This window comes from Pseudonocardia broussonetiae (assembly GCF_013155125.1).
Classification (GTDB): domain Bacteria; phylum Actinomycetota; class Actinomycetes; order Mycobacteriales; family Pseudonocardiaceae; genus Pseudonocardia; species Pseudonocardia broussonetiae.
In genome coordinates, this window is sequence record NZ_CP053564.1 from 4,342,490 (window position 1) to 4,369,071 (window position 26,582).

Genomic DNA, 26,582 nt, shown 5'->3' on the forward strand with positions numbered 1-26,582 from the left:
GGCCGCTACCGCGCCGCGGTCGGGCCGCGCTCCGCCGCGGTGTCCGGCCGGGCGGCGTCCGCGCCGCCCGCGACGGCGGCGCGCAGCGCGTGGAGCCCGGCGACGACCAGCTCCCGCAGCGGCGGCCCGTCGGCGGTACCGGTCCACTCCTGCATCGCGCGCCGCTGGACGGCGGAGGCGGCGTCGGCGGCGAAGCGCGCGGTGTCGGGATCGTGCCCGCGCGCGCGCAGCGCGGCCTCGACGGCGTCGGCGAGATCGGCGTTCTTGCCGAGCTCGCGCTCCCGGAGCTCGGGGGTGGCCTCGACGATCGCGAACCGGCGCGCCACCGCGGCCCGGCGGTGCTCGAACATCGTGTCGAGCGCACCCTGCAGGGCGTGCACGGCCGCGTCGAGCGGCGGCACCGCGGCCGGGCACTCGGCGATCCCGCGGACGACCCGCTGCCGGAACTCCGCGCTCAGGCCGAACAGGACCTCGCGCTTGTCGGCGAAGTGGTTGAAGAACGTCCGCGGGGTGAGCCCGGCCCGCTCGGCGACCTCGGCGACCGTCGTGCGGTCGAACCCCTGCTCGGCGAAGAGGTCGAACGCGGCCGTCTCGAGCCGCTCGGCCCCGTCCGGCTCCCATCGCGGCATGCCCCGAGCCTAGCGACTGCACAGGATGCAATCGTCCGTGTACGTTGATTTCACAGACTGCAGTCAGCGCGAGGGAGACACAGCTATGCACGTGTTCGTCACGGGCGCCTCGGGGTACATCGGCTCCGCCGTCGTCCCCGAGCTGATCGCCGCAGGTCACACCGTCACCGGGCTGGCCCGCTCGGACCGTGCCGCCGCGGCCGTCGCGGCGCTGGGCGCGACGGCCCGCCGGGGCGACCTCGCCGACCTGCCCGGCCTCGCCGCCGCGGCCCGCGAGGCCGACGGCGTCGTGCACCTCGGGTTCGCCCGCGACGACCCGGGCTGGGGCGATCTCGCCGCGGCCGTCGCCGCCGACCTGCGCGCGGTGGACGCGCTGGGCGCGGCGCTGACGGGGACGGGCAAGCCCCTCGTCACCACCGGTGCGACGCTGTCGCTGGCCCTCGCCGGGTTCCGGGGCGAGCTCACCGAGCACGACACCCGCCCGGCCGGCATGCGCGTCGACGCGGAGAACGCCGTGGTCGCCCTCGCCGGGCGCGGAGTGCGGTCGGCGGTCGTGCGCCTGCCCAACGTGCACGGCGGCAGCCGTCTGGGGTTCGCCTCGGGGCTCATCGCGGTCGCCAGGGCCACCGGCGTCGCGCACTACCTGGGCGACGGCGCCCAGCGCTGGCCGTCGGTGCACATCGGCGATGTGGGCGGCCTCTACCGGCGGGCGCTCGAGTCGGCGCCCGCCGGGTCCCGGTTGCACGCCGTGGCCGAGGAGGGCGTCGGCGTGCGCGCCGTCTCCGAGGTGATCGGCCGTCGGCTCGGCGTGCCCGTCGCGCCCCTCGACGCGGACGCCGCCCGGCGGCACTTCGGCCACCTGGCGATGTTCGTCGGTGCGGACAACCCGACGTCCAGCCGGTCCACGCGGGCCGCGCTCGACTGGACGCCGGGCGGACCGGGCCTGCTCGACGACCTCGACGACCCGGCGCACTACGCCCTTCCGGCCGGCGCGCCCGCCGTCGCGCGACCGTGACACCCGGGATGCCGACGTCCGACCACCCGACCCTCCAGCCGGTCGGCGACGGCGTGTTCGCCACGCCGCCGGCCCCGCTGCCCTACGGGCAGGACCTGCAGGTCCGGGCGTTCGTGCTGCAGCGCCCGGCGGGCAACCTGGTGATCTACAACGCCCCGGGGCTGACGGCGGCCGCCGAGGACGTCGACCGGCTCGGCGGCGCGGTCCGCCAGATCCTCGGCCACGGCCACGAGGCGATGTTCGGCCCGCAGCGGATCAGCGCACCGCTCCACGTCCACGAGCGCGACGAGGCGGAGACCGCCCGGTCGATGCCGGTGGACGGCACCTTCGCGCACCGGCACACCCTCGACGGCGACGTCGAGATCGTCCCGACCCCGGGCCACACCCCGGGCGCCACCGCCGTCCTGTTCGACAGCGGTGCGCACCGCTACCTGTTCACCGGCGACACCCTCTGGGACGACCACGGCCGGTGGTCGGCCGTCGTGCTCGGCGGAAGCGACCGCGCCGCCTACCTGGAGAGCCTCGCCGTGCTGCGGGACCTGGACTTCGACGTCCTCGTGCCGTGGGGCGCCGTCGCCGGCGCCCCGGCCACCGGGTGGACCGACCGGCGGCAGGCCCGGGCGCGCATCGACGCGGTGATCGCCCGCGTCCGCGCCGGCGGGCGGAGCTGACGACCGCGCCCGGGCGATCGCCGTCCGGGCGCGGATCGGCGCGCCCTCCGCCATCGCCGGTCGCCGATGACTCCGCGCCGGAATCGTATTTCCGGGCGGTGCCGGAACCGCCTTACGATTCCGGCGGAAGTCGCGGCACATCGACGAGGATGGAGTCATCATGACGGTCTCACCGGAATCCGGTGCGGAAACCTGGATCAGGCGCTACTACCAGCTCTGCGGGGCGAAGGACATCGCCGGCGCCATGGAGTTCTGGGCGCCCGACGGAAAGCTCACCTTCGCCAATTTCGACACCGTGATCGGGCGCGACGCGATTCACGAGGCGCTGGCCCAGATCGTCCACAGCTGGATCAAGGAGACGCACACCCTGCACCACCTGTGGGTCCTCCCCGGTGATCTCGTCGTCTTCGAGATGGACGTGGCGTTCGACCGCCACGACGGCCGGCACGTGGTCGTACCGGGTGCCGCGGTCTGCCGGGTCGGCGACCGGTGCTTCCTCGAGCAGCGCATCTACGTCGACATGGCACCGGTGTTCGCGCCGTCCGAGGCCGCGACGAGCGCCACCGCCTGACCCGCCGGCCCGGCGCTGGCACACCGCGGTTCGCATCCTGCAGAGGAGCACCATGTCCGACCCCCTTTTCGACCCCTTCAGTCCGGCCGATCAGCTGAATGCCGAGGAAGTGCTGGCGAAGGCCCGCGCGGGCGGCGGTGTGACGTGTCCGTACCCGGGCGTGGCGGTCGTGGCCGGGAATGCCGGCGTCCGTGCCGTGCTGACCGATCCCGAGACGTTCTCCAACGCCTTCAACTTCGATCTCGAACGCGGACCGGCGCCCGATCTGCACGACCCGATGAACACGATCATCGCGCGGTCGGATCCGCCGTACCACAGCGCGATCAGGAGGTTCCTGCGCCGCTGGTTCGAGCCGGCGCGGCTGCGCAGGTTCGAACCGCACGTCCGCGAGATCGTCGAGGCGGTGGTCGCGGAGCTCCCGACGAGCGGCCGGGTCGACCTGATCGGCCACCTGGGCAGGGTGATCCCCGCCCGCACCGTCTACGCGATCATCGGGATCCCGACCTCCGACCGGGACCGACTGCAGGCGTCCTCAGACGAGCTGAACGCGAACCTGCCCGCGCCGAGCCCCGACCTGATCGCCCGGATCCGGCAAGTCTTCGTCGAGGTGATCCAGGACCGTCGCGCGTCGGGGGAGCGCCGTGACGACGTCATCGACGGGCTCGTCCACCCGGACGGGGACCTCGTGTTCGACGACGAGGTCGCCGCCGGACACCTCCTGCAGCTGCTCGTCGCCGGCGCGGACACCACCACGAGCCTCATCGGCAACCTGCTGCTGCGCCTGCTGCAGGAGCCGAGCCGGTGGGACCGCGTCGTGGCCGACCCGGGGCGGGCGGCCGCGGCGGTCGAGGAGTCGCTCCGGCGGGACTCGCCCCTGCCGTTCACCCTGCGCACCGCGGTCGCCGGGACCGAGCTCGGCGGCTGCCCGGTGGAGCCCAAGGACCGGATCGTGCTGAGCCTGCAGTCGGCGAACTGGGACGAGCAGGTCTGGGGCGACTCCGCGCTCGAGTTCGACCTCGACCGCCCGCGGGCGGCTGCGCACCTCTCGTTCGGTTCCGGGATCCACACCTGCCTCGGCGCCCCGATCGCCCGCATCGAGGCCCGCGTGACGATCGAGGTGCTCACCGAGCGCTTCCCCCGGCTGCGCCTGGCGCCCGACCACGCGCCCGACTACCTGCCCGTCGCGCAGATGCGCCTGCTCCGCAGCCTGGTCGTCGACCTCGACCCGCCCGCGGCCACGGAGTCCCGACCGGTGCTGCTCGAGGTCGACCCGGACCGCTGCGAGGGCCACGGGCTGTGCGAGAGCGAGGCCTCGGAGCTCGTGCACCTCGACGACGACGGCGTGCTCGTGATCGACCGGGTCGACGTGCCGGCGCACCTCGTGGGCGCGGCCACCCGGGCCGTGCAGGTGTGCCCGGTCGCGGCACTGCGGCTGCGCTGACGCGCCCGCCCGACGTTCGGAAGGAGTGAGGACAGATGAACGAGAACGTCTACCCGCACAACTGGAGCCGGGAGGGCTTCCTCGGCGACTTCGTCGTGGCGCTGCGGCCGCATCCCATCAACGAGTACACCGAGGTGGCCGGCCCGCACGCACCGCACCGCATCGACCTGACCGCCGTCAAGGCGGTCGACGCGACGGACCCCGCCGAGCTGCCCACCGCGTTCGCCCGCTCCCGCAACGACCTGGTGCTCTCGGTGTCGGCCCGGTCCGAGCCGACCCCGTTCGTCTGGCGCAACGCCGAGTACGACGAGGTGCACCTCGTCCAGGAGGGCGAGCTGGAGTACGTGACCGACTGGGGCACGCTCGCGGTGCGGCCCGGTGACTTCGTGTTCCTGCCGCGCGCGGTGTCCTACCGGGTGGTGCCGACGACCCCGACCACGCTCCGGGTGATCATCGAGACCCCCGAGGCGGTCGCGATGAACCCGCAGGCGCAGCCGGGGATGATCAACGCGGCGCGCGCGGTCCGCCGTCCGGACCCGGCGCGGGTCTCGCAGGAGAGCGGTCCGACGACGCTGCTCATCCGGACCACCGACGGCATCACGCGGTTCACGATGACGAACGACCCGCTGGCGATGACGGAGATCGTCTACGGCCGGGCACCGGTGTGGACGGTCAACCTGGCCGACATCCAGCCGGTGGCCTACCTCCCGGCCGGCGGCCCGCCGTCGCACTTCGCGGAGACGCCGACCAAGGACCTCCTGCTCTACACGCTGAGCTCCCGGCCGGGCGGGCGCCCGCCCCAGCACCACAACGCCGACTACGACGAGCTGGTCTTCTACTTCCGCGGGCCCGCTCCCTACGGCGGGCTCGACGCACCCGGCACCGGGATCTGGATCCCGAAGGCCGTCGCCCACTGGGGCCCGAGGGAGGACCCCGAGGGCGGGTACCTGGCCTGGCTCCTCGAGAGCGGCGGCACGATCCGGCTGACCGCAGAAGGGCTCGCCGCCGCCGAGCTGATGGAGACGAGCCTGTTCCACCCGCTGGTGCCCGCCCCCGGCGGCGTCGCGTGAGCGCCGTCGTCACGGTCGCGCCGACCGGACCGCTCGCGACGAAGGCCGACAACCCGGACCTGCCGACCCAGCCGCACGAGATCGCCGACGCGGTGGCCGAGGCGTACCGGGCCGGGGCCGCGGTCGCGCACCTGCACCTGCGCGACGAGCACGACCGCCCGACCGCCGACCCCGACATCGCCCGGCGGACGATCGACCTCATCGCGGAGCGGTGCCCGATCCTCGTGCAGCTGTCCACCGGGGTGGGCCTCGACGTGCCGTTCGAGGAGCGGGAACGGCTCGTCGAGCTGCGGCCGCGCATGGCGACGCTCAACCCGTGCAGCATGAGCTTCGGGGAGGGGGAGTTCCGCAACCCTCCCCGGGACGTGCGCCGCCTCGCCGCCCGCATGCGCGAGCTCGGCGTCCGGCCCGAGCTGGAGATCTACGACACCGGGCACCTCGACGCCTGCCTGCGGCTGCGCGACGACGGGCTGCTCGAGGAGCCGCTGCAGTTCAGCATCGTGCTGGGCGTGCGCGGCGGCATGGCGGCCACCCCCGACAACCTGCTCGCCACGGTGCGCAGGCTCCCGGCCGGCAGCGTGTGGCAGGTCATCGCGATCGGCCGCGCGAACCTCCAGCTCACCGCCATCGGGCTGGCGCTGGGCGGCAACGCCCGTGCCGGTCTCGAGGACACCCTCCACATCGCCCGGGGCGAGCTCGCCGCGGGCAACCTCCCGCTCGTGGAGCGCGCGATCGCCCTGGTGGGCGCCGTGGGCCGGACGGTGGCCGACGTGGCGCAGGCGGAACACGACCTGCAGCTGACCCGACCGGCGCTGAGCCGGACATGACAAGAGGAGCGATGACCGTGCTCGGTGACCTGTCGGACCCGGAGGCGGCCCTCCGCACGCTGGCGGCCGAACGCGCTTGCTGGGACACCTACCTCGCCTACTTCGAGGTCCTGGACGAGAAGCGACCCGTCCTCGAGGCGTGCGCGTGCTTCACCGAGGACGCCACGATCACGTACGGCATGAAGGGCGGCGCCCTGGAGTTCACCGGTCGCGCCGAGTACGCGGACTTCCTCGCGGGCGCGACGGCGGCGCAGGAGATGGTCGCGCACGTGGTCGGGCAGCACCGCTTCGTCTGGGACGGCGGGACCCCGCGCCTCATCACCTACGTCACGGTGTGGCAGTGGTTCGTGGCCGACGCGCACCGCGGTGACCTCCGGCCCGCCGACTACGTCGCGGTCGGCCACTCCGTGGACGAGTTCCGGGACGTCGGCGACGCGTGGCTGATCGCCCGGCGCACCGTGCGCCCCGCGGCCGGCATCACGGCCATCGGCAGCAGGCCCGCCTGAGGACGACGCACGTCCCGGCGGCGCGGACCGCCGCACACGCTGCTGCGCTCCGTGCGCCGGCACCGACCGAGAGGGAACCACCATGACCGCGACGGGCACGACCCCGCCACCGCCCACGGGCCCCGACGACCGCCTGCGGATCGTCTGCCTCGAGGAGCACGTGTCCACCCCTGCACTGGTGGAGGCGTGGACCGCGCACTCCCTGCCGTTCGGCCGCGGGCCGCTGCTCGACCAGCTGGCGGACCTGGGCGAGGGCCGGTTGGCCGCCATGGACGACGCGGGCGTCGACGTCCACGTGCTCTCGGTGTCGGGACCGGGGCTCGAGCAGCTCCCCGCGGCCGACGCGGTCGCGCTCGCCCGCGACGCCAACGACCGCATCGCGGCCGCCGTGGCGGCGCACCCCGACCGGCTGCAGGGCTTCGTCACCCTCCCGACGCCGGACCCGGCCGGTGCCGCGGCCGAGCTCCGCCGCGGTGTCGAGGAGCTCGGGTTCCGCGCGGGCTTCCTGTTCGGCCGCGTCGGGGACCGCAACGTCGACCACCCCGCCTTCGACGAGCTGTGGGCGACGGCCGCCGAGCTGCGCGTCCCCGTCTACCTGCACCCGGCCCAGCCCCCGCAGGCGGTCCGCGACGCCTACTACGGCGGCCTCGGCGACCCGGCGGCCGACTTCGCGTTCTCGGCCGGTGCCCTCGGCTGGCACTACGAGGCCGGCGTCCAACTGCTGCGGCTGGTCTACGGCCGCGTCTTCGACCGCCACCCGGACCTGCAGGTCGTGGTCGGGCACTGGGGCGAGGTCGTGCTGTTCTACGCCGAGCGGGTGCAGCTGCTCGACGGCGCGATGCGGCCCGCGCTGGACCGCTCGCTCCCGGAGTACCTGCGGCAGAACGTGTTCTACACGCCCAGCGGCATGTACTCGCCGCGGTACCTGGCGTGGGCGCTCGACCTCGTCGGCGCCGAGCGGCTCATGTTCTCGACCGACCACCCGTACCTGCCCGACGTCGGGGGAGGGGCCTCCCGGGACTTCCTGGAGAAGACGGACCTGCTGACCGAGCAGGAGCGGCACCTGATCGCGCACGGCAACTGGGAGCGGCTCACCGCCCGCCCCTGACCACCCACCAGTAGACGAGGACGCCGATGACGGCACCGAGTACGGCCCCTTCCCCCCAACTGCGTCGCGCCGTGCTGTCGAGCTACTTCGGCAGTCTGATCGAGTACTACGACTTCACGCTCTACGCCGCGGCCTCCGCGGTCGTGTTCAGCCAGGTCTTCTTCACCGACCTGGACCCGCTGACCGGCACGATCGCCAGCCTCGGCACCCTGGCGACCGGGTACCTCGCCCGCCCGCTCGGCGGGATCCTCTTCGGTCACTTCGGTGACCGGATCGGCCGCAAGCGGATGCTCGTGACGAGCATGATCCTGATGGGCGTGAGCAGCACCCTCATTGGGCTCCTGCCGACGTCGGCGCAGATCGGCACCTGGGCGCCCGTCCTGCTCGTCCTGCTGCGCGTGCTGCAGGGCGTGGCCGTCGGCGGCGAGTGGGGCGGGGCCGTCCTCATGAGCGCCGAGCACGCCGTCACGCGGCGCGGTCTGTGGGCCAGCTTCACCAACGCCGGCGCGCCGAGCGGCCTGGTCGTGGCCACGCTGATGATCACCCTGTCCGCGGGCGCGTTCGGGGAGCAGGAGTTCCTGGCCTGGGCCTGGCGGATCCCGTTCCTGGCCAGCGTGGTCCTGCTCGTCGTCGGGCTGGTCGTCCGGGCGCGGGTCGAGGAGACCCCGGTGTTCGCCGGGTCCGCCCCGACGGACGTGGCGCCGCTGCTCGAGGTGCTGCGGGACCACCGGGTGCGCCTGCTGCTGGCCATCGGCGTCGCGGTCGGTCTGTTCGTCGCCCAGACCACGCTGACGACCTACGTCCTCACGTACGCGGTCCAGGCCGGGTTCCCGCGCCAGACCGTGCTCAACGCGCTGACGGCCGCGTCGGTCGTGGCGGTGGTCGGCATCGTCGGCTTCTCCGCGCTGTCGGACCGGTACGGCCGGCGCCCGCTCGTGATCGCCGGCGCGATCGGGCTGGCGGTGTGGCTGTTCGTGCTCTTCCCGCTCATCGACACCGGGTCGCCCGCGCTGCTGACGGTCGCGATCGTCGTCGGGCTCGGCGTCGTCTGCGCGTGCGCGACGGGGCCGCTGGCCGCCTTCTTCTCCGAGCTGTTCCCGACGCGCGTCCGCTACACCGGGGCCTCGCTGGCCTACCAGCTCGCCGGGGTCGCCGGTGGCGCCGCGCCCGTGGCGTTCGCCGCGATCCGGGCGGGTGGGGGGAGCACCCTCCTCCTGTCGACGATCGTCGCCGCCGGGTGCGCGCTCACGGTCGGGTGCGTCCTGCTGCTCGACGAGACGACCGGCACGGACCTGGGCGCACCGGCGGACGTCACCGCGGCACCCGCCCGCAGCCGGGCCTAGACCGAGAGGAGGGGATCCCGCATGCCGACGCTCCTGGTGCTGATCGGAAGCACGCGGCCCGGCCGGGTCGGGCCGTCCGTGGCCGACTGGTTCGCCGCCCGCGTGGTCGCGGACGGGCGGTTCACCGTGCACCTCGTCGATCTCGCGCAGCGGGCACTGCCGATGCTGGACGAGCCCGTGCCGGCGGTGCTCGGGCGGTACACGAAGGAGCACACCCGTGCGTGGAGCGCGGTGGTCGACGCCGCGGACGCGATCGTGATCGTCACCCCCGAGTACAACCACGGCTATCCCGCGGGCCTGAAGAACGCCCTCGACTACCTCTTCCACGAGTGGCGGCACAAGCCCGTGGGGTTCGTCTCCTACGGCGGCGTCGCGGCCGGGACCCGCGCGGTGCAGCAGCTCCAGCAGGTGGTGGCCGCGCTGCAGATGGTGCCGGCTCCGACGGCGGTCCGGATCCCGTTCGTGGCCGAGCGGTTCGACGAGCGGGGCCTGTTCGTCGCGAGCGACTCGATGGAGCGGGCCGCGGACGCGATGTGCTCCGAGCTGGGTACCTTCCACGAGGCGCTGTCGCCGCTGCGCACCGTCGCCCGTGCGTCCGGCCGGTAGCGGGACCTCCTCCACGAGGAGGTCCCGCTCCGTGGGCGAAGATCAGCTGGGCTGCATCAACTGGGCTGGGGCACGATCCGGATGTAGGGGCGCGGGGACTTCCAGCCGTCCGGCCAGATCGTCTTCGCCTCGTCGTCGGAGACCGAGCCGGCGATGATGACGTCCTCGCCCTGCTTCCAGTTCGCCGGGGTGGCGACCCGGTGCTTCGCGGTGAGCTGCAGCGAGTCGATGACCCGCAGCACCTCGTCGAAGTTGCGGCCGGTCGTCATCGGGTAGACGAGGACGAGCTTGATCTTCCTGTCCGGGCCGACGACGAACACGTTGCGCACGGTGGCGTTCTGCGCGGCGGTGCGCTGCGTCGGGTCGCCGGCCACCTCGGCCGGGAGCATCCCGTACAGCTTGGACACGACGAACTCGGAGTCGCCGATCAGCGGGTAGTTCGGCGCTGTGCCCTGGGTCTCGGCGATGTCGGCGGCCCACTTCTCGTGGTTGTCGAGCGGGTCGACCGACAGGCCGATGAGCTTGACGCCGCGCCGGTCGAACTCCGCCTTGTTGTTGGCGAGGTAGCCCAGCTCGGTGGTGCAGACGGGCGTGAAGTCCCGCGGGTGCGAGAACAGGACGGCCCAGGAGTCCCCGATCCACTCGTGGAACCGGATGGTGCCCTCGGTGGTGTCCACCTCGAAGTCGGGGGCGGTGTCGCCGATCTGAAGGGTCATGGACCTGTCTCCTTGGTGGTGTGACGTGGGGGGACGCCGGGTCGTCGCCCGCGGCGGACCCGTGACGTCCTGGCCGTCGATCCGGTGCAGGAGGTCACGCGCGCGCCGCGGCCGCGCGACGACCGGGACGGGGTGGGGCGGTCGCGCTACGCGGCCGGGCGACAGAGCTCGTCGAAGTGCGTGATGCGGCGGCTGGGCCAGAAGGCCTCGAGCGAGGTGCGCACCATGGGGCGAGTCTGTCCGACGAGCGTCCCCGCGCGCAATCGGCCGCTCCTCACGCCGCCGCGGACACCGCCGTCAGGACGAGGTGGTCCGGGAGGCCTCGGGCCGGGCGTGCCAGAAGCTGGGCGCCGCCGTCGCCAGCAGCGTCAGGCCCCGCTCCACGTCGAGGTCGGGCCCGTCGACCCAGCTCTCGATCGCGGCCATCCCACCCCCGGTGACGTACGCGGCGAAGAACTCGATCGCCCAGTCGTCGTCGACGGAGATCCCGGCGGGCAGTCGCTCGGGGTGGCTCCGGAGGTGCTCCTCGTTGATCATGCGGAAGGCCGGGGCCAGGGTCTGGCGCAGTGCCGTCATCAGCTCGACGCGGATGGGCCCGCGGTAGACGTCGATCCACTTCGAGATGTGCTCCAGCGAGAGCCGCGCCTTGGTGCGCGGCATCGCGTCGGCCGGAGTGCCCTTGATGGCGTCGAACTCGCTGAGCAGCTCGTCCCCGAGAGCCTCGGCGAGCAACTGCACGGGGCTCGAGACGTGCCGGTGGAACTCCTCCCGGCCGACGCCCGCCCGATGGGTGATGGCGCTGACCGTGAGTTCTGTCGAGGGGTGCAGCGCGGCGAGTTCGAGGGCCGCGGCCCGGAGTCGGCTCACAACCTCGTGGCTACCCATGGGCGGAGTTTACGGGGTCGGGCACCGTCGACGTCCCCTCCTCACGCGGATCCCTGTGCCTCGCGCGCCCGGTGCGCACCTATGCTGTCCGTCGTGCGGGCCAGCGACATCGCGTACGAGCACCTCCGCGCAGAGATCATCGACTGGGTCCTGGAGCCCGGTACGCCGCTCAACGAGATCGAGACGGCGGAGCGGATCGGGGTGTCCCGCACCCCGGTCCGAGAGGCACTGGCCCGGCTCACCGCGGAAGGCCTCGTCGCGAGCATCGGGCGCACGGCGCGGGTCGCGCCGCTGTCGCGGGAACGCATCATCGAGCTCTACGAGCTCCGCGAGGCCCTGGAGACCTCGGCCGCGAAGTTCGCAGCGCGGCGCCGGGACCCGGCGCGGTTCCAGGCCCTCCTCGACCGCTTCCGGGTGGACCCGGACGACGGCGAGCCGGATCCGCAGCGGGCGTTCCTGCTGGCCGGCGCGCTGGACGAGGCGATCGACGAGGCGGCGGGCAGCCGCTACATCCGCGCCGAGCTCGACGACCTGCGCGGCCAGATGGCGCGGGTGCGCAACCACTCCCAGGCGAGTGCGACCCGGCTCCGGCGCGCCGGCGAGGAGCAGATCCTGATCATCGAGGCCATCCTGGCGGGCGACGAGACCCTCGCGGTGCACGCGACCGCGGTCCACGTCCACAACAGTCTCGTCAGCATCCTGGAGTTCCTGCCCCAGGCCTCCGCGGACGCGGGGGCCGGCCCCCGGTCCTGATCGGCGAGCCGGCCCCGGGTTCCTAGCGCACGGTGGCGGAGTCGGACGCCCCCGTCTCCTCCTCGTGGGCGGGCACGTCCTCGTTCCCGGCGATCTCGCTGAGGAGCTCGGCCGCGGCCAGCTCGTCCTGCGCCGCGACCTGGTCGAAGCCCTCGACCGCCGGGTACCGGTACGGGCCCAGCAGCGCGATCAGGACGGCGCAGAGGACCAGGGTGCCGATCAGGAAGGGGAGGACCGGCTCGTAGGAGCCGAAGGTGTCGTACCCGATCCCGAGCAGCAGCGGCCCGAACGCGGTGCCGAGCAGGAAGACCGAGTTGACCAGGCCGATGAGCTGACCGAACGCCCTGGTGCCGAGGTAGCGGGTGATGAACAGGGCCAGGAGGTCCCACTCGATCCCGAAGGCCAGCCCGATGAACGCGACCGCCGCGGCCGCCGAGCCGAAGGGCGGCTGGAGGAAGAGGATGCCCGCGATCGGGGCGAGGATCACGAGGGGCCCGATGACGGTGCCGTGCACGCGGTCGATGATGAAGCCACCGAGGACGCGGCCGACCAGTGATGCGAGGCCGAACACCGTGAGCAGCAGCGCGGCCTGCGCCGGGACCAGCCCGCGGTCGCTCATCATCGGGACGAGGTGCACCTGGAGCCCCACGACGACGATCCCGACGAGGCCCAGCCCGAACGTGATCAGCCAGAAGTGGCGGGTCCGGAGCGCTTCGGCGAACGTGAGACCCGGGAGCTCCAGGCGGACCTCGCGGCCGTCCTCCACGGTCTCCTCGACGAGCCGGCCGCGGACGTGGCGCTCCGCGCGGGAGCGCACGAACAGCAGGATCATCGTGACCGACAGGGCGATCGCGAGCACGCCCAGCACGCCGTACGCCGGGCGCCAGCCGAAGGTGGAGATGAGGTGGCCGGCGAGGATCGGCGTGATCGACGCACCGAGGCCGCTGATGCCGGCGGTGATGCCGATCGCGAGCGCGCGCTTGTTGTCGAACCAGCTGATGAGCGCCTTCGTGAACGGGATCGCGGTCCCCGCACCGAAGAAGCCGAGGAGGAAGAACGGGACGAGGAACGCCGGCGCGAACGGCGGCATGAGCGCCACCAGGGCCGTGGACGCCCCGAACAGGACGAACGACGGCACCAGGATGTGGCGCACCGCGAACCGGTCCAGGAGGCGGCCGACGATGATCAGCCCGATGGCCATCCCGACGGCGGCGACCGAGTAGGCGCCGGTGACGGTGGTCCGGCCGAAGCCGGTCTCCTCGGTGATCGGGAGGACGAAGACGCCGAGCGTCGAGAGCACGAGGGGGCCGGGGCCGACGGTGCCGGCGATGCCGCCGCCTGCCGCCACCCACCATGGGCTGCGCTGCTGTCGTGCCGGGGTGGCTGGGGTGGGACTCATGTCGGGCGAACTCCTCTTCGAGCCGGCGTGCTGCGGAACGTGCAGGACATCCGTGCCGGCCTCTCCGCGTGCGTGCGGACGAGGCCGTGTCGGCTACGCCACCGAGCGCGGCGGGCCGGCGATCACGTGCAGGTCGGTGAAGCCGTGCAGGCCCCACGGCCCGTTCTCCACCCCGATGCCGCTCCACTTGCGGCCGCCGAACGGGAGGTGCACCTGCACACCGCGGCCGTGCTGGTTGATCGCGACCTGGCCCGTGTCGAGCTGCTCGGCCAGTGCGGCGGCGTGGTCGACGTCCGCGGACCACACCGATGCGGTGAGCCCGTACTCGCTGCGGTTGGCGCTCGTGACCGCGTCGGCCTCGTCGGTGAACGCGATCACCGGCAGCACCGGTCCGAACTGCTCCTCGTCGACGACCCGGACGCCGTCGGACACCCGGTCCAGGATGGTCGGGCGGTAGAAGTAGCCGTCCCGGTCGAGCGCGCTGCCGCCGGCGGCGACCCGGGCGCCGTGGCCGACCGCGTCGGTCACGAGGTCGCGGACCCGGTCGAACTGCGGGCGGTTGTTGACCGGTCCGAGCCGGACGTCCGGGTCCGTCCCGTCGCCCACCCGGACGTTCCGCGCGATCTCGGCGAGCGCCTCCACCAGTCGCGGCTGGATGCTCTCGTGCGCGTACACGCGCTTCACCGCGAGGCAGATCTGGCCGTTGTTCCCGAACGCGCCCCAGAAGAGCCTCGGCGCGATCTCCGCGACGTCGACGTCACCCAGGACGATGGCGGGATCGTTGCCGCCGAGCTCCAGCGTGACCCGCTTGAGGTCGCTCGCGGCGCCCATCGCGACCTTCCTGCCCACCGCGGTGGAACCCGTGAAGCTCACCTTCCGCGGGATCGGGTGGGACACCATCGTCGCGCCGAGCGGGTCGGGCCCGGTGACGACGTTGAGCACGCCGTCGGGAACGACACCGCGCAGCACCTCGCCGAGCGCGAGGGTGGCCAGCGGGGTGTAGGGCGACGGCTTGACGACGATCGTGTTGCCCGCCCGGAGTGCGGGCGCGATCTTCCACATCGCCAGCGTGATCGGGAAGTTCCACGGGGTGATCGCGCTGACGACCCCCAGCGGGCGCCGGACGATCTCCTCGAACCCCGTGTGGTCGTCCTTGACGACCTCGCGCGCCACCTCGATCTCCGCGTAGTAGCGCAGCCACGCGGCGGCGGTGCGGAACTCGGCCGCCGCCTCCCGGAGCGGTTTGCCCTGCTCCGCGGTGAGGACCGGGGCGAGGTCGTCGGCCCGGGCGTCGAGCACGTCGGCTGCGGAGCGCAGCACCTCCCTGCGGTGGGCGTCGTCGAGCCGCCAGGTCCCGAACGCGTGCCGGGCGGACTCGAACACCTCGTCCAGCTGGTCGGGTGAGACCGAGGGGGCCTGGGCGAACACCCGCCCGGTCGCCGGGTTGACGACGTCGAAGCGGGAGCGGGTGGGCAGGTCCGCGCCGCCGACGGTGGGCGCGGGCACGCGGGTTCCGGGTGCGACCGGCATGGCAGTCACTCTCCTGTCAGACTGCGAAGCCGATGACCGGCTTGATGGTCGTCCCCGCGATCGAGTCGGCCTCGGCGAGGTTGATGTCGTCCAGGCCGTAGGTCGTGACCAGCCGTTCGATCGGGAAGCGGCCGGCCTGCCAGTGGCCGATGAGCTGCGGCAGCAGGATCTGCGGGACCGAGCTGCCCTCCAGCGCGAAGGTGACGGTCCGGCCGGCGAGCTGACCCGGTGCCAGCCGGAGCTCCCCGGCACCCGCGCCGACCAGCACGGCCTTCCCGGGGCGCGCGAGCACCGCGACCGACGCGGCGATGACCGAGGTCACCGCGGTGGTCTCGAGCGAGAAGTCCACACCGGCTCCGCGACGCACCTGGTCGGTGAGGTCGTCGGTCCCGCCGCGGACGACCCGGGTGGCGCCCAGGTCGAGCGCCGCCTCCAGCCGTGAGTCGAGGAGGTCGACGACCACGATGTCACCGGCCCCGGCGATCCGGGCCGCCATCACGGCCGCCAGGCCGACGGCTCCCGCTCCGAAGACGGCGAGCGACTGGCCCGCGGCGAGGCGCATCTCGTTGAACACCGACCCGGCGCCGGTCTGCAGGCCGCAGCCGAGCGGCGCGAGCAGCTCGAGCGGCAGCGCCTCGTCGACGACGACGGTGTTGCGCTCGGTAGCGAGGGCGTACTCGGCGAAGCAGGACTGGCCGAACCAGCGGTTCGCGACCTCGGACCCGCCGCCGTCCCGCGCGCCGACGCTCCCGTCGGGACGCCGTCCCGTCATGTTCCTCAGCTCGAACTCGGTGCAGTGGGCGGGAGCACCCCCGAGGCAGGAGGTGCACCACCCGCACGAGTCGAAGCTGACGAGCACGTGGTCGCCGACCCGGAGCCGGGTGACCCCGGGACCGACCTCGCGGACGATCCCGGAGCCCTCGTGCCCGAGGATGACGGGGCCGGAGCGGGCCGCCACCGCGGGATCGCGGAGAAGCAGGTCCGTGTGGCACATCCCGGCCCCGACGATCTCGACCAGCACCTCGCCCGCTCGCGGCGCGTCGAGGGTGACCTCCTCGATGAGGTACGGGCCGTCGCGGCCCCGCAGGACGGCGGCGCGCATCAGGGCACGACCACGGGGAGCCGCTTGACGCCGTTGATGAAGTCGCTGCGGAGGTACTCCGGCTCGCCGACCTGCATGGCCGGGAGCTTGCTGAGGATCTGGCCGAACAGCGCCCGGAGCTGCGCCTTGGCGACGCCGTTGCCGAGGCAGTAGTGGACGCCACCGCCGCCGAACCCGACGTGCGGCCGGCGCTCCCGGCTGAGGTCGAAGGCGTGGGCGTCGGGCCAGACGTCCTCGTCCCGGTTCCCCGAGCAGTAGAAGAGGACGACCTTGTCGCCCGCCTCGAGCCGCTGCCCGCCGATCTCGACGTCCCGGACGACGGAACGGGCGAACTGGATCACGGGGGAGGCGTGCCGGACGAACTCCTCGACCGACCCCGCGATGCGGCCGGGGTAGTCCCCGGTGAGCCAGGCCCGCTGGTCCGGGTGGCGCCACAGGCTGACCACGGTGCGGGAGGTGGTCTGCTTGGTGGTGTCGTTGCCCGCGACGCTGAGCAGGAGCATGACCGAGGCGATGTCGTCCGACGTCAGCGGCCGCCCGTCGATCTCGAACGCGGCGAGTGCCGTCGCGACGTCGTCGGCGGGGTGCCTGCGTCGGTGGTCGACGAGGTCGACCCCGATCTGCCGGAGGATCCCGATCTGTTCGAGGGAGTGGGCGGCGCGGTCGGCGCCGGGCTCGAGGAAGTCCGGATCCCCGCCGCCGACGAACTCGTCGCCCGCTCGCGCGAAGTCCTGGACGAGGCTCTCGGGCACCCCGACCAGGTCGGCGACGGTCAGCATCGGGAGCTTGGCCGCCACCTCGCGGACGAAGTCGAACGCGCCGCCGCCCACGACCCGGTCGACGATCTGCTCGGCCCGGGCGCCGATCTTGTCGCTCAGGCGGGCGACGGCCTTCGGGGTGAAGGCGGCGCTCATGATCTGCCGGTACCGGGTGTGGGACGGGGGGTCCATCTCGAGGAACGTCGGCGGGCCGGCAGCCGCCCGGTCGGTCGAGCGGAAGGAGACGCCGCCCCGGTGCCGGTCTGAGCTGAAGGTCTCGTGGTCCTGGCTGATCCTGGTGATGTCGTCGCGTCGCGTGATCGCCCAGAACCCGGCGTCGACCTGGTCGGCGGGGATCTCGGGCACGTGCCGGGCCAGGTGCCAGCTGACCGGCGCGTCCCGGCGCAGCCGGGCGAACGTCGCGTCCCGCTCCTCGAACGACCGGTGCCAGAAGGCGTCGGAGCTGAGGTCCTCCGACGTCGAGACCGGATGCGGTCGCGAGAAGGGCGTCGGGCTGTCGGTGGTGGTCATGGCGGGTCGGACTCCGTTTCGCGATCTCACCGGACGACACGTCCCGAGGACCCGTCACTCCGTCATGATCTCCGGCCTGATCGCCGGGAGTGCGTTTATGTATACCGAAGATGGCTAGAGAGCACCAGAGGGCGGGTAGAACTGCTGCTGCGTATACCTAGGACGGTCGCGTGCGGGGCATGCGCACGGTGACGCCCGCGGCCACCGCGACCACCAGTGCCGCCACCCCGAGCGCCCAGGGGTATCCGGCGACCTCGACGGTGACCCCCGTCAGCAGCGGTCCGACGATGGCCGCGATGTCGAAGGTCATCCAGAACACGCCCGCCGCCGCGGCGGTCCGGCCTGCCCGGGAGTCGGCCAGCATCGCGGAGGACGCGGAGGCCTGGGCCCCGCCCGCCAGCCCGAAGGCGAAGAAGGCGGCGATGACGATCCACGGCGCGGCGGGGAACCCGAAGAGCGCGATCGCCCCGAGCGCGAGGACGAACGACGTGAGCAGCACGGGCCTGCGCCCGAGCCGGTCCGACACCCCGCCGCTGACCGTCGTGGTGACCAGCTGGGTGGCCGCCGCCACGGTCAGGCCGATCCCGACGAACGCCAACCCGTGGCCGACCGACTCCAGGTAGGTGGGCAGGATCGCCATCCGGAGCCCGTAGTTGACCCAGCCGTGCACGAACTGGCAGGCGATGACGGTCCGGAAGAGGGGGTCGCGGAACAGCTGTGCGAGGGCCCCCGGGCTCCGCGTCCGCCCGATCATGCCGTCGGTGTGGACGGCGGCGGTGTCGGTCTCCGCGGGTGGTGGGGCCGCTTCGACGGTGCGGACGTCCCGGGCCCTCCGGAGGAGGACGACGGCGATCACGCCACCGAGGCCGAGCGCCGCCCCGTAGACGAGGAGGGGGAGGTGCGGCTGGGCGAGCGCGAGAGCACCCCCGATGGCGGGCCCGGCCACGATGCCGATGCCGGACGACCCGCCGAAGACGCTCATCGCCCGGCCGCGGCGGTCGGCGGGAGCGAGGGCCACCAGCAGGGCGGTGGACGCGATGGTGAACGCCGCGCTGCCGATCCCGCTGAGGCAGCGGAAGACGACGAACCACGTGTAGTCGGTGGCGAGCCCGGAGGCGAACGTGGTCGTCGCCTGGAACCCGAGTCCGGCGGCGAGCACCGGCCGGAGCCGGACGTGCCTGAGTGCCGGGATGAGCCCGACGTTCGCCAGGAGCCGGGCTGCGGCGAACCCGCTGATCGCCACGCTCATCGCCGTGATCCCGACGTCGTACTCGCGAGCCAGTGCGGGCAGCGCCGGGGCGACCAGGCCCATTCCCGCGGCGGACAGGAAGGAGATGAGGGAGAGGATCCAGACCTCGACGGGCAGTCTCACCGGGCCGCACCCCGCACCCGGCACGACGGTCGGGTCACGGGCCGGGTGCCGCGGGTCGGGCCATCGACGCGAGCAGGGCGATCGCCTCGCCGGTCCCTGCACGCCCGCCGATGAGGCGGCGGAGCTTCATGATCTTCCGTGGCTCGTTGAGCGTGGCCGCGCCGACCAGCCGGTCGCCGCTGCGGTAGAGGGCGACGAACCGCTCGGTCCCCGGGCCGCCCTCGGCGAAGTCGACGCCGTCCGCGGCCGTGCCGCCCACGAACTGGATCCGGTTGTCGTACCAGTCGCTCCAGAAGTAGGGCACGGTCTCGTAGGGGGTCCGGGAGGGCCGGGGCAGGACGGCGTTGGCGCCGGCGCGGCCGCCCTGCTCGGCGGCGTTGGTCCAGTTCTCGAGGCGCATGGTCGCGTCCAGCACGGCGTTGGGCCAGTACGTGACGTCCCCCGCCGCGTACACGTCCGGCAGGGACGTCTCGAGGTACTCGTCGCACACCAGCCCACCGTCGGCCGGGTGGAGGGCGGCACCCGACTGCGCCAGCCACTGCGTGGCGGGCGCGGCACCGATGCCGACCACGACGAGGTCGGCCGGGATGACCTCGCCGGAGGCGAGCTCGACCGCTGCCACCCGTCCGGACGCGGCGTGCACCCGGGCGATCCGGGCGTCGCAGACGAGCCGGACCCCGTTGCGCCCGTGCAGGGTCGAGACGGCTGCGCCGACGACCTCGCCCACGGCGCGCACGAGCGGGACGGCAGCGGCCTCGACCAGGGTGACGCGGCCCCCGACCGCGCTGGCCGACGACGCGATCTCGGACCCGATGAACCCGGCGCCCACGACGACCACGTCGAGGTCCGGCCCGAGCCGGTCCCGGATCGCAGCCGCGTCGTCGAGGGTGCGGAGGGTGACGATCCCGTCGAGCTCGGGGAGGTCGGGGAGGCGCCGCGGGGCCGCGCCCGTCGCGATGACGACCGCGTCGTAGGCGATCCGGTCGTCACCGGCCGCGACGACCCGCCGTACGGGGTCCAGCGCCTCGGCCGGCGTCGACAGGAGCACCTCCACGCCGAGCTCGTCCAGCTCCTGCGCGGTGACGAAGAAGTCGGGCTCGCCCCCGGTCCCGAGGTAGGCCTTCGAGAGGGGCGGCCGGTCGTAGGGCAGGTGCCGCTCGGCCCCGAGCAGGGTGATCGGCCCCTCGTGCCCGGCGCGGCGGGCCGACTGGACGGCGCGCAGGCCGGCCAGCGAGGCGCCGACGACGACGAGTCGGCCGGTCACCGCGCACGCCCGGACCCGGTGGCGGCGGTGCGTCCTGCGCGGTCGACGTTGATCCACATGGGTGCTCCTAGCGGTAGGAGATGGGGAGCTCGTGGCGGATCGTGGTCCCCTGGAGGACGACCCCGTCCGCGAGCACGGCATCGATCTCGGTCTCGTCGAGGCCCGCCTCGGCCAGGACCGCACGGCTGTGCTCGCCGGTGCCCGGCGGCACCATCGGCCCTCGGCGCTGCGTGCGGCTGAAGTCCGCGTAGCGGCCGGTCATCATGAACGGGCGGCCGTCGTCGGAGCGGCGGATGTGGAAGGCCTCCGCCTCGAGCAGGCGCGGATCGCGCAGCACCTCGCTCACCGGCCGGACGCGCGTCGCGGGCACGCCCGCCCGCGCGAGGAGGGCGAGCGCGGCGTCGACGGACGAGCCGGCGACCGCGTCCCGGAGCGCGTCCGGACCGTCCGCCACCCCGAGCAGGCCGACGTCGCGCATCCGGTCGACCGCTCGGTGGTCGTCCCGGGGCACGTCCACGTAGATCCAGCCGTCCAGGGCCTCGTAGTGGCACCGGAGCGGGTGCAACCCGCGGAGGTCCTGGCGGCCCACGGGGGCGGGCTCGCGGCCCGGGTACCGCACCACGTCCTCCATCTGGAGGAGCACCGACGTCGCCGCGAGCGAGTCCCAGGTGCGCTGGCCGACCCCCGTGACCTGGCGGTGGTGGAGGGCCGTCACGCAGGCGAGGACGCTGAGGGCCGCCGTGGCGACGTCGTTGATCGCGATGGTGTTGGCGATCGGGGTGTCGTCGCCACCCCAGCACGACATCATCCCGCTCTCGGCCTGGATGACCATGTCGACGCCCGGGCGGGCGGAGACGGGGCCGCCCTCGCCGTACGCCGAGAGGCTCAGGGTGATGATGTCGGGCCGGTGGAGGACGAGGCTGTCGTAGTCGAAGCCCAGCTTGGCCGCGACCCCGGGCCGCATCGCGTCCATGACGACGTCGCAGGTCGCGGCGATGCGGTGCAGCACCGACCGCCCGTCCGGGGACGACAGGTCCACGGCGACGCTGCGCATGCCCCGGTTGAACGTGTAGCCGGACACGCGGAAGGGGTCGCCGGTGCACGGCTCGACCTTGATGACGTCCGCACCCAGCTCGCTGAGCAGCAGACCCGCGTAGGGCGAGGCCACGAAGGTGCCCATGTTGACGACCCGGAACCCGGCCAGCGGCCCGGGTACGTAGCGGGGCGGCCGCTCCGGGTCGGCGGTCGGCCTCGCGGGCCACGGCTCGATCCCGTCGTGCTCCCCGGGGCGGGGGGCGGGGCGGGTCACGGATCCGGGCGACGCCGTCAGGACGATCGGCACCCCGGGCATCTCGACCCTGCCCCGCAGCGGGTCCTCGATCTCCAGGTGCATCCCGATCGCCCGGACCTGCTCGCTGTCGAACCACTCGTCCCTGCTGCTGACCGGCCCGCACGGGATGCCGAGTCCGGTGATGAGCTCCACCAGTTCGGCTCGTGGTCGCGCCGCGAAGGCCGCCTCGATCAGGGCGTTGCACCACGGCAGGTTGTCGGGGAGGGACATGCGCGCCGTGACCCCGTCGATGCGGGGGTCGGTCAGGACCGCGTCGAGGCCGAGCGCGCGCAGGAGGTTGCCCTCGAACTTCGGACCGAGCGCCCCGACCGAGATCCAGGCGCCGTCGGCGCACTCGAAGAGCCGGTAGGTGGGGTGACGTCCGGCGGGGCCCACGGTCGTCGGCGTGTCCGGCAGCGACGGGTCGGCGCTCAGGGCGTTGACGGTCGCCTCGAGCACCGCCTGGACCCCGGAGACCGTGACGACCTGGCCCCGGCCGGACACCGTGCGCTCCACCAGGGCGGACACGGCGCAGGCCGCCGCCCAGATGCCGTGGATGTAGAGCAGGTGGGGCGAGATCGACTCGACCGGGCCCCCGGTGACGGACGCCTGACGGGCGGACTGCCCACCGGCCGCGGCGAGCAGCCCGTTCGACTCCCCGCCGCTCCACGGGGTGGAGCCCGGCAGGTAGGCGGGGAGGTGGACGACGACGAGCCCGGCGTTCGCCAGCGCGGCCGCCTCGACCGACGGGCCCCAGTCGGCCAGCCGCGAGCCGTGGCCCAGGATGCAGACGTCCGCGCCGCGGGCCGCCGCGGCGAGCCACTCCAGGTCGGCCGGTCGTCCGGGATCGACGAGCACGCTGCGCTTGTTCCGGTTCCACACCGCGTAGCCCGGGCGGCCCCACGCCGGGTCGGGGACGGGTGCGTCGATCTTGACGACGTCGGCGCCGAAGTCGCCGAAGACCATCCCCACGAGCGGCCCGGCGATGCCGGTGCTCAGGTCCAGGACGCGGAGACCGGCGAGGGCGCTCATCGGAGCCCCATGCGGCCGCGGTCGAGCACGACCTCACCGGAGCTGTCGAGGGTGCGGAAGACGGCTCCGGAGCCGGTCCGCCAGACCTCGACGGTCAGCCGCTCGCCGAGCGGGACCGTCCGGCTGAACCGCGCGGACATCGAGCCGAACGACCGGGGGTCCGAACCGGCCACCTCGTGCAGGAGTGCGCGCGCCGTGAACCCGTAGGTGCACATGCCGTGCAGGATCGGGGCGTCGAACCCGGCTCGCCGCGCGAAGGCGGGATCGGTGTGCAGCGGGTTGCGGTCGCCCGTCAGGCGGTAGAGCAGCGCCTGTTCGGGCCGCGTGGCGCAGACCGTCACGGCATCGGGACGCCGGTCGGGCAGGGTCCAGCCGTCCCGTGGTCCGCGGTCACCCCCGAACCCGCCTGCTCCCCGGACGAACAGGCCGGAGCCGAGCCGCGCGAGCGGCGCGCCCGTGTCCCGGTCGACCACCTCCGTGGAGGTCGAGACGAGTGCACCCGTGCCCTTGTCGTGGATGGCGTCGATCCGCGCCACCGAGGTGACCCGGCCCTGCGGGAGGAGGTCACCGAGGAGCTCGAAGCTCATCTCGGCGTGCAGCATCCTGGTCATGTCGACCGAGAAGCCGGTGGGGAGCGGCGCGCCGGCCGCGACGCAGACGAAAGAGGGGAGCACGCGCTGCGGGAGCCCCGAGTTCTCGGTGGTGAACTCGAGCTCCCGGCCGGGGTCGCCCTGCCCGGCACCCACGGCGATCGCGTACAGCAGCGCGTCCCGGGACTCCCACGCGCGGTCGGACGGCTCGCCCGTCCGTCCGACGTAGCTCGGATCGATGGACATCCTCACTCCTCGAGCCGGTCGACGATCGTCAGTGCGGCGGCCGGACAGGACCGCACCGCCTCCTCGACCTCGTCCCGGTGCTCGGCGTCGACGAACTCGCGGAACTGCCTCAGCGCACCGTCGTCGCCCACCTCGAAGTAGTCGGGCGAGACGGACTCGCAGATGCCGATCCCGGTGCAGCGACCCCTGTTGACGACGACCTTCATGACGCACCTCTACCTGGCGGTCTGGATGGCGAACGGCGTCGGCGCGAGGCCGTCGGCGAGTGCCCGGAACGTGCTCTCGAACGCGGCCCCGAGGTCCTCGACCTCCCACGGCGACCGGCCGTCGAAGGAGGCGATCTCCTCCGGGACGTTGTAGAGACCGACGTGGAAGCCCGAGCTCGAGATGGTCCGTCCCGACAGCCAGTCGGTCTGCTCGCTCCCGATGTGGGCCACGACGGCGGCGATGTTGTCCGGGGAGCGGCGCGCGTCCTCCTCCGGGCCGTCCTCCCGGACGGCGACCCTCTTGTCGTCCGGGATGGCGGCCGTCAGCCGGGTCGCCGCTCCCGGGGCGATCGCGTTGGCCGTCACGCCGTAGCGCGCGAGGCCGTTGGCCAGCGACTGGGTGAGGCCGACGACGCCCATCTTCGCGGCGGCGTAGTTGGGCTGGCCGGGGGAGCCGTGCAGGCCCGAGTCGGACGTGAAGTTGATGATCCGGTAGTGCCCGTCCGGGTTGCGCTGCGCCCGCCAGTGGGCGGATGCCGGTCGGATCGTGGAGTAGTGACCGCGGAGGTGGACCCGGATGACGGCGTCCCAGTCGGCGGGGGCCAGGTTGAAGATCATCCGGTCCCGGAGGATGCCGGCCGCGTTCACCAGGACGTCGAGCTTCCCGAAGTGGTCGAGGGCCGTCTGGAGGAGGCGGTCGCCGGTCTCCACCTCGGCGATGTCGCCGCCGTCGGCGACCGCGACGGTCGCTCCCGCCTCCTCGTTGAGCTGCTCCGCGACGGTCTGGGCCGGCCCGCTGTCGGCGCCCGTGCCGTCCCCCGCCGAGCCGAGGTCGTTGACCACGACCTTCGCGCCCTGCTTCACGTAGAGCCGGGCGATCGACGCGCCGATCCCGCGTCCCGCCCCGGTGATGATGGCCACGCGGCCGTCGAGCACTCCCACGAACACTCCTCCGTGTCGGCAGCCACTCCGGCTGCTGTTCCGTTCGGTATACAAACACGCGCACCGGTCGGCGACAACCCCTGATCCCGCGCCGATCTGTGCCGCCGGCGCCCGTGTTGGGTATACGCTGCGCCTCGACGTGCTTGGTGTCGGCGCCGCTCCCGGCTGCGCCCGAGCACGACCGAGGGAGGCGAGATGAGCTCCGGACCGGTTCCGAGCCCCACACCCGAGACCGCACCGTTCTGGGAGAGCACGCGCGCCCGCGCCATGCGCCTTCCCCACTGCACCCCCTGCGGCCGGCCGCACTTCTACCCGCGCAGCTACTGCCCGTTCTGCCACTCCGCCGAGCTCGAGTGGCGGGAGGTCTCGGGCCGGGCCACGCTCGCGTCCTACGTGATCAACCGTCGCCCCGGGCCGGCGTTCGAGGGCGCGTCCCAGATCATCGCGCTGGTCCGGCTCGCCGAGGGGCCCCGGATGATGACCAACCTCGTCGAGGTCGAGACCGACCCCGTCTCGTTGCGCCTCGGGATGCCCCTCCGGGTGCGGTACAGCGAGCGGGGCGACCAGGTCCTGCCCCTGTTCGCGCCGGCGGAGGTCGCCGCGTGAGCATGCACGGAGGGAACGTCGCCATCGTCGGCGCGGCGGAGACCCGGGACCTCGGCACGCTCCCGGACCGGTCGGTCCTGCAGCTCCACACCGAAGCGGCGATGCGCGCGCTGTCCGACGCCGGTCTCGGGCCGGACGACGTCGACGGCATCGCCAACGACGGGATGCCGCCGTTCGACGTGTCGCACTACCTCGGCATCCGTCCCCGGTGGATCGACGGGACCTCGGTCGGGGGGTGCAGCTTCATGCTGCACGTCCGGCACGCCGCCGCGGCGATCGCGGCGGGCGCCGCGAACGTCGTCCTGATCACCCACGGGGAGTCCGGCCGGTCCGGGGTGGGCACCCGGCCGTGGGCCCCCGATCCCGCCTCCCTGTCGGGACAGTTCGAGCAGCCCTTCGGGGCCGGGGCCCCCTTCGCGACCTTCACCACCCCGGTGCTCGCCTTCCTCGAGGAGCGGGGGATGACACGGCGCGACCTCGCCGAGGTCGTCGCGGCCCAGCGGGAGTGGTCGGACGGGAACCCCCGGGCCGCGCGCAACCGGAGGATCTCCGCCGACGACGTGCTCGCGGCGCGCGAGATCGCCTACCCCTTCACCCGGGACATGTGCTGCGTGGTGACCGACGGGGGAGGCGCTCTGGTCATGACCTCCGCGGAACGGGCCCGGGACCTGCCGAGCGCCGACCGCGCGGTCCACCTCCTGGGGTCCGGGGAGGCCGGCGGCACCCCGATCGTCTCGCAGATGGACGACCTCGGATCGTTCGGTGCCTTCCGCACCGCCTGCGGTGAGGCCCTGCGGACGGCCGGCATCACCCACGCCGACGTCGACCACGTGATGTTCTACGACGCGTTCGCGCACCTGCCCCTGTACATGCTGGAGGACTCCGGGTTCGTCGGCCGGGGCGAGTCCGGCGCGTTCGTCGCCGACGGCGGCACGCGGCCCGGCGGGGCCCTGCCCATGAACACCAACGGCGGAGGGCTGTCCTACACCCACACCGGCAAGTACGGCATGTTCGCCATCCAGGAGGCGGTCCGCCAGCTGCGCGGGGAGGCGTTCCGGCAGGTGCCGGGCGTCGAGGTCAGCGTCGTCCAGGGGGTGGGGATGATGTTCGGCGCGGCCGGGGCGCTCGTGCTCGGCAACCGGACCTGAGGGTCGTCCGCTGCGTCGTCGTCACCGGCCGCGTGCTCCTCATGCCGTGACGGACACCGCCGTCAGCCGCTCGGAGACCTGCCAGACCCGCCGGGCCTCCTCGGCGCTCGTCAGGGTGGGGTACAGCCTCTGCTCCGCGGGCGGGCCGCCGAGGTTCCCGAACCCCCGCGGCCCGTAGAGCTGGCCGCCGCGGGAGTCCTGGGCGGTCGCGGCCACCAGGGCGGGCAGCAGCGGGAGCAGGCGCCCGACGAGGGCGAAGTGGCCGGGTTGCGGACGGGCATGACGACCTCGGCCCCGGCGGCGGCGAGCCGGGCGGCGATGCCGAGGCCGACGCCGTCGCTCGCCCCGGTGACGACGGCGCGCCGGCCGGAGAGGTCGGGGACGG

Annotated in this window: 27 protein-coding genes; 13 read left to right on the plus strand and 14 right to left on the minus strand. The window is 73.5% G+C overall.

Annotated elements, in window-relative coordinates; all coding sequences use genetic code 11:
- Nucleotides 1–5 precede the first annotated feature (5 nt).
- Complete coding sequence (locus tag HOP40_RS21290) at nt 6–629, minus strand: TetR/AcrR family transcriptional regulator (protein ID WP_172161263.1); 624 nt, start codon at nt 627–629, stop codon at nt 6–8.
- An 85-nt stretch (nt 630–714) separates the two neighbouring features.
- Between HOP40_RS21290 and HOP40_RS21295 the strand changes: the two genes are divergently transcribed.
- The 10 genes from HOP40_RS21295 (at nt 715) to HOP40_RS21340 (ending at nt 9,787) form a co-directional block, all read left to right on the plus strand.
- The gene (locus HOP40_RS21295) at nt 715–1,644 is read left to right on the plus strand and encodes an NAD-dependent epimerase/dehydratase family protein (RefSeq protein WP_172161265.1); all 930 of its coding nucleotides are present in this window, start codon (nt 715–717) and stop codon (nt 1,642–1,644) included.
- Nucleotides 1,645–1,652: 8 nt separating this feature from the next.
- On the plus strand, nt 1,653–2,315 hold the full coding sequence (locus HOP40_RS21300; protein ID WP_172161267.1) for an MBL fold metallo-hydrolase: 663 nt from the start codon (nt 1,653–1,655) through the stop codon (nt 2,313–2,315).
- A 160-nt stretch (nt 2,316–2,475) separates the two neighbouring features.
- Complete coding sequence (locus HOP40_RS21305) at nt 2,476–2,886, plus strand: nuclear transport factor 2 family protein (RefSeq protein WP_172161269.1); 411 nt, start codon at nt 2,476–2,478, stop codon at nt 2,884–2,886.
- A gap of 196 nt (nt 2,887–3,082) precedes the next feature.
- Nucleotides 3,083–4,327: a cytochrome P450 gene (locus tag HOP40_RS21310; protein ID WP_172161279.1), complete on the plus strand. Its 1,245-nt coding sequence runs from the start codon at nt 3,083–3,085 to the stop codon at nt 4,325–4,327.
- Nucleotides 4,328–4,362: 35 nt separating this feature from the next.
- Nucleotides 4,363–5,397, plus strand: coding sequence for a homogentisate 1,2-dioxygenase (locus tag HOP40_RS21315; protein ID WP_172161281.1), 1,035 nt, complete (start codon nt 4,363–4,365; stop codon nt 5,395–5,397).
- Complete coding sequence (locus HOP40_RS21320; RefSeq protein ID WP_172161283.1) at nt 5,394–6,224, plus strand: beta-keto acid cleavage family enzyme; 831 nt, start codon at nt 5,394–5,396, stop codon at nt 6,222–6,224. Before HOP40_RS21315 ends, HOP40_RS21320 begins: the two co-directional genes overlap by 4 nt.
- Nucleotides 6,225–6,235: 11 nt before the next feature.
- A complete protein-coding gene (locus HOP40_RS21325; protein ID WP_172161285.1) occupies nt 6,236–6,730 on the plus strand; it encodes a nuclear transport factor 2 family protein in 495 nt (164 codons plus the stop codon).
- A gap of 82 nt (nt 6,731–6,812) precedes the next feature.
- Complete coding sequence (locus HOP40_RS21330) at nt 6,813–7,838, plus strand: amidohydrolase family protein (RefSeq protein ID WP_172161287.1); 1,026 nt, start codon at nt 6,813–6,815, stop codon at nt 7,836–7,838.
- Between the two features lie 26 nt (nt 7,839–7,864).
- Nucleotides 7,865–9,181 carry an MFS transporter gene (locus tag HOP40_RS21335; protein WP_172161289.1) on the plus strand — a complete coding sequence of 439 codons (1,317 nt, stop codon included), beginning with the start codon at nt 7,865–7,867 and terminating at the stop codon, nt 9,179–9,181.
- Between the two features lie 21 nt (nt 9,182–9,202).
- Complete coding sequence (locus tag HOP40_RS21340; RefSeq protein WP_172161291.1) at nt 9,203–9,787, plus strand: NADPH-dependent FMN reductase; 585 nt, start codon at nt 9,203–9,205, stop codon at nt 9,785–9,787.
- 56 nt (nt 9,788–9,843) lie between these two features.
- On the opposite strand, the gene HOP40_RS21345 is transcribed toward HOP40_RS21340, so the two are convergent.
- Together HOP40_RS21345 and HOP40_RS21350 are read right to left on the minus strand one after the other, a co-directional pair.
- On the minus strand, nt 9,844–10,503 hold the full coding sequence (locus tag HOP40_RS21345; protein WP_172161293.1) for a peroxiredoxin: 660 nt from the start codon (nt 10,501–10,503) through the stop codon (nt 9,844–9,846).
- A gap of 297 nt (nt 10,504–10,800) precedes the next feature.
- A complete protein-coding gene (locus tag HOP40_RS21350; protein WP_172161295.1) occupies nt 10,801–11,370 on the minus strand; it encodes a TetR/AcrR family transcriptional regulator in 570 nt (189 codons plus the stop codon).
- Nucleotides 11,371–11,481: 111 nt separating this feature from the next.
- Between HOP40_RS21350 and HOP40_RS21355 the strand changes: the two genes are divergently transcribed.
- The gene (locus tag HOP40_RS21355; protein WP_172161297.1) at nt 11,482–12,141 is read left to right on the plus strand and encodes a GntR family transcriptional regulator; all 660 of its coding nucleotides are present in this window, start codon (nt 11,482–11,484) and stop codon (nt 12,139–12,141) included.
- A gap of 22 nt (nt 12,142–12,163) precedes the next feature.
- Here HOP40_RS21355 and HOP40_RS21360 read toward each other — a convergent pair whose 3' ends face one another.
- The 10 genes from HOP40_RS21360 to HOP40_RS21405 form a co-directional block, all read right to left on the minus strand.
- Nucleotides 12,164–13,540, minus strand: a complete 1,377-nt coding sequence (locus tag HOP40_RS21360; protein ID WP_172161299.1) for an MFS transporter — start codon at nt 13,538–13,540, stop codon at nt 12,164–12,166.
- A gap of 93 nt (nt 13,541–13,633) precedes the next feature.
- Nucleotides 13,634–15,070: an aldehyde dehydrogenase family protein gene (locus HOP40_RS21365; protein WP_172161301.1), complete on the minus strand. Its 1,437-nt coding sequence runs from the start codon at nt 15,068–15,070 to the stop codon at nt 13,634–13,636.
- A gap of 16 nt (nt 15,071–15,086) precedes the next feature.
- The gene (locus tag HOP40_RS21370) at nt 15,087–16,172 is read right to left on the minus strand and encodes an NAD(P)-dependent alcohol dehydrogenase (RefSeq protein WP_172161303.1); all 1,086 of its coding nucleotides are present in this window, start codon (nt 16,170–16,172) and stop codon (nt 15,087–15,089) included.
- Nucleotides 16,172–17,461, minus strand: a complete 1,290-nt coding sequence (locus HOP40_RS21375) for a cytochrome P450 (RefSeq protein ID WP_172161305.1) — start codon at nt 17,459–17,461, stop codon at nt 16,172–16,174. Before HOP40_RS21375 ends, HOP40_RS21370 begins: the two co-directional genes overlap by 1 nt.
- A gap of 157 nt (nt 17,462–17,618) precedes the next feature.
- Complete coding sequence (locus tag HOP40_RS21380; protein ID WP_172161307.1) at nt 17,619–18,833, minus strand: MFS transporter; 1,215 nt, start codon at nt 18,831–18,833, stop codon at nt 17,619–17,621.
- A gap of 34 nt (nt 18,834–18,867) precedes the next feature.
- Nucleotides 18,868–20,097 (minus strand): NAD(P)/FAD-dependent oxidoreductase, encoded by a 1,230-nt coding sequence (locus HOP40_RS21385; RefSeq protein WP_240157186.1) that lies wholly within the window; start codon nt 20,095–20,097, stop codon nt 18,868–18,870.
- A 67-nt stretch (nt 20,098–20,164) separates the two neighbouring features.
- Nucleotides 20,165–22,459, minus strand: coding sequence for a CaiB/BaiF CoA-transferase family protein (locus tag HOP40_RS21390; protein WP_172161311.1), 2,295 nt, complete (start codon nt 22,457–22,459; stop codon nt 20,165–20,167).
- Nucleotides 22,456–23,295 (minus strand): MaoC family dehydratase, encoded by an 840-nt coding sequence (locus tag HOP40_RS21395; protein ID WP_172161313.1) that lies wholly within the window; start codon nt 23,293–23,295, stop codon nt 22,456–22,458. The genes HOP40_RS21390 and HOP40_RS21395 overlap by 4 nt, the downstream gene beginning before the upstream one ends.
- A gap of 2 nt (nt 23,296–23,297) precedes the next feature.
- Nucleotides 23,298–23,501 carry a ferredoxin gene (locus HOP40_RS21400; RefSeq protein WP_172161315.1) on the minus strand — a complete coding sequence of 68 codons (204 nt, stop codon included), beginning with the start codon at nt 23,499–23,501 and terminating at the stop codon, nt 23,298–23,300.
- A 9-nt stretch (nt 23,502–23,510) separates the two neighbouring features.
- Nucleotides 23,511–24,443, minus strand: coding sequence for an SDR family NAD(P)-dependent oxidoreductase (locus HOP40_RS21405; RefSeq protein WP_172161318.1), 933 nt, complete (start codon nt 24,441–24,443; stop codon nt 23,511–23,513).
- A 195-nt stretch (nt 24,444–24,638) separates the two neighbouring features.
- Between HOP40_RS21405 and HOP40_RS21410 the strand changes: the two genes are divergently transcribed.
- Nucleotides 24,639–25,049, plus strand: coding sequence for a Zn-ribbon domain-containing OB-fold protein (locus HOP40_RS21410; protein ID WP_172161327.1), 411 nt, complete (start codon nt 24,639–24,641; stop codon nt 25,047–25,049).
- Between the two features lie 2 nt (nt 25,050–25,051).
- Entirely contained in the window at nt 25,052–26,197 is a 1,146-nt protein-coding gene (locus HOP40_RS21415) for a thiolase C-terminal domain-containing protein (RefSeq protein WP_172168768.1), read from the plus strand.
- A gap of 39 nt (nt 26,198–26,236) precedes the next feature.
- Here HOP40_RS21415 and HOP40_RS36000 read toward each other — a convergent pair whose 3' ends face one another.
- The gene (locus HOP40_RS36000; protein WP_240157187.1) at nt 26,237–26,413 is read right to left on the minus strand and encodes a hypothetical protein; all 177 of its coding nucleotides are present in this window, start codon (nt 26,411–26,413) and stop codon (nt 26,237–26,239) included.
- Nucleotides 26,414–26,582: the final 169 nt, after the last annotated feature.

Excerpts from the sequence above, each read along its gene's own strand:
- HOP40_RS21290 (WP_172161263.1), bottom strand. The coding sequence starts at position 629 with ATGCCGCGATGGGAGCCGGACGGGGCCGAGCGGCTCGAGACGGCCGCG.
- HOP40_RS21295 (WP_172161265.1), top strand. The coding sequence starts at position 715 with ATGCACGTGTTCGTCACGGGCGCCTCGGGGTACATCGGCTCCGCCGTC.
- HOP40_RS21300 (WP_172161267.1), top strand. The coding sequence starts at position 1,653 with ATGCCGACGTCCGACCACCCGACCCTCCAGCCGGTCGGCGACGGCGTG.
- HOP40_RS21305 (WP_172161269.1), top strand. The coding sequence starts at position 2,476 with ATGACGGTCTCACCGGAATCCGGTGCGGAAACCTGGATCAGGCGCTAC.
- HOP40_RS21315 (WP_172161281.1), top strand. The coding sequence starts at position 4,363 with ATGAACGAGAACGTCTACCCGCACAACTGGAGCCGGGAGGGCTTCCTC.
- HOP40_RS21325 (WP_172161285.1), top strand. The coding sequence starts at position 6,236 with ATGACCGTGCTCGGTGACCTGTCGGACCCGGAGGCGGCCCTCCGCACG.
- HOP40_RS21330 (WP_172161287.1), top strand. The coding sequence starts at position 6,813 with ATGACCGCGACGGGCACGACCCCGCCACCGCCCACGGGCCCCGACGAC.
- HOP40_RS21335 (WP_172161289.1), top strand. The coding sequence starts at position 7,865 with ATGACGGCACCGAGTACGGCCCCTTCCCCCCAACTGCGTCGCGCCGTG.
- HOP40_RS21340 (WP_172161291.1), top strand. The coding sequence starts at position 9,203 with ATGCCGACGCTCCTGGTGCTGATCGGAAGCACGCGGCCCGGCCGGGTC.
- HOP40_RS21345 (WP_172161293.1), bottom strand. The coding sequence starts at position 10,503 with ATGACCCTTCAGATCGGCGACACCGCCCCCGACTTCGAGGTGGACACC.
- HOP40_RS21360 (WP_172161299.1), bottom strand. The coding sequence starts at position 13,540 with ATGAGTCCCACCCCAGCCACCCCGGCACGACAGCAGCGCAGCCCATGG.
- HOP40_RS21365 (WP_172161301.1), bottom strand. The coding sequence starts at position 15,070 with ATGCCGGTCGCACCCGGAACCCGCGTGCCCGCGCCCACCGTCGGCGGC.
- HOP40_RS21370 (WP_172161303.1), bottom strand. The coding sequence starts at position 16,172 with ATGCGCGCCGCCGTCCTGCGGGGCCGCGACGGCCCGTACCTCATCGAG.
- HOP40_RS21375 (WP_172161305.1), bottom strand. The coding sequence starts at position 17,461 with ATGACCACCACCGACAGCCCGACGCCCTTCTCGCGACCGCATCCGGTC.
- HOP40_RS21390 (WP_172161311.1), bottom strand. The coding sequence starts at position 22,459 with ATGAGCGCCCTCGCCGGTCTCCGCGTCCTGGACCTGAGCACCGGCATC.
- HOP40_RS21395 (WP_172161313.1), bottom strand. The coding sequence starts at position 23,295 with ATGTCCATCGATCCGAGCTACGTCGGACGGACGGGCGAGCCGTCCGAC.
- HOP40_RS21400 (WP_172161315.1), bottom strand. The coding sequence starts at position 23,501 with ATGAAGGTCGTCGTCAACAGGGGTCGCTGCACCGGGATCGGCATCTGC.
- HOP40_RS21410 (WP_172161327.1), top strand. The coding sequence starts at position 24,639 with ATGAGCTCCGGACCGGTTCCGAGCCCCACACCCGAGACCGCACCGTTC.
- HOP40_RS21415 (WP_172168768.1), top strand. The coding sequence starts at position 25,052 with ATGCACGGAGGGAACGTCGCCATCGTCGGCGCGGCGGAGACCCGGGAC.